General features: G+C 53.3%; 2 protein-coding genes and 1 pseudogene. All 3 read left to right on the forward strand.

Translation table 11 applies throughout. The features are described from left to right. Positions 1-368, forward strand: a 368-nt coding sequence (locus WFO64_RS22345; RefSeq protein ID WP_337014397.1) for a DUF2268 domain-containing putative Zn-dependent protease, incomplete at its 5' end; no start/stop codon positions are given. A 322-nt stretch (positions 369-690) separates the two neighbouring features. Next, positions 691-835 (forward strand): annotated as a pseudogene (locus WFO64_RS22645) (DUF1281 domain-containing protein); the annotation flags it as partial. Positions 836-886: 51 nt separating this feature from the next. After that, complete coding sequence (locus tag WFO64_RS22350) at positions 887-1,018, forward strand: hypothetical protein (RefSeq protein WP_337014399.1); 132 nt, start codon at positions 887-889, stop codon at positions 1,016-1,018. The last annotated feature ends 207 nt before the right edge of the window (positions 1,019-1,225 follow it).

Genomic DNA, 1,225 nt, shown 5'->3' on the forward strand with positions numbered 1-1,225 from the left:
TGTTTGCTCATGAACTTCACCATGCTGCAAGGTGGGCAGGACCGGGATACGGCTCAACGCTGGGAGAAGCACTAGTCTCTGAAGGACTAGCCGGGCATTTTTCTCTTGAGCTTTTGGGTGGTGAATTTGAGCCTTGGGAAAGCCTCAAGTCCGATATTGTTAAGCCCTACTATCCACTCATGCTTGAAAACTGGCATCGCGCTGATTACGACCATAATGCCTGGTTTTTCGGAACAGGAGATTTACCAAGGTGGCTGGGTTATACGGCAGGTTTCAACTTGATATCCAAGTATCTCGCATCATCCTCAAACTTGAAAGCATCAATGCTGGCGAACATAAATGCTGAGGAGTTAAAGGCTTTTATATGAAATACATATTTTTTATTTCTCTTAAGCTTTTATTCAACTTATAAGCGAAAGTCGCATGGTCCGCTTTTCGCTCAAAGCGTACTTTCATCACTAGCAACCACTGCGCTTCTTTTGAAAAAAACGCCCAGGTTGACATCAAACATAACTGCTCACCCGTTCCCCGCCCTACGCGGGACATTCAGTCCGCTCCGGCGGGTGCGACTTCCGGTGTCGCCCGTGCCTGCACTGCTTTACGCCCGGCTATTGTGGCGGCACGGCACAGATGAGGCCGTGCAACCCATTGACTGAGGAGCAAATCATGCCGAATTAGTGTGCGAACAGGCTGCGTGTGACCGGCCTGGCGGAGAACGTGAGTAATGTGCGGGCGCTGATACGGGGCGAGGTACGTCCTGCTTACGCGCGGGCGGAAGGGCATCAAGCTTTTTCTCGCGGGCTGCGCCGGGCTGCTGCGTCCGGTAACCGACGACATTAACGACCTGGAGGAATCGCTTTATGAGTTTCACCTACGGTTACGGGACATGACAAAACGCCATCTTTACCGCGGCGCGGCGCCGGCGCAGAAAATGGCCGGGATGCTGATCGAGCAGATAGATACAGAACTGTTGTCACTGTACCGGCGCGCAGCTGAGATGCGCGGTTACCTGAAGTAGCAGACGGATTGGTCATTTTATGACCGCCTGCTGTCTGTGCGCTGATACTGCCGCCGCTGCGCTTTTGTCTGCAGGGTCTCTGACCGGATAGGCAGTTCGCTCCAAGCTGGACTGTATGCACGTCCTCCCGTTCAGTCCGACCGCGGCGCCCTTTCCGGTAACTATCATCTTGAGTTCAATCCGGACGGACACGCAAAAACGCCACTG

It is taken from the genome of Pantoea sp. AS142 (genome assembly GCF_037152305.1).
GTDB lineage: Bacteria > Pseudomonadota > Gammaproteobacteria > Enterobacterales > Enterobacteriaceae > Pantoea.

What these genes read in the sequence shown, in the direction of transcription:
- WFO64_RS22350 (WP_337014399.1), top strand. Translation starts at nt 887, where the DNA reads ATGACAAAACGCCATCTTTACCGCGGCGCGGCGCCGGCGCAGAAAATG.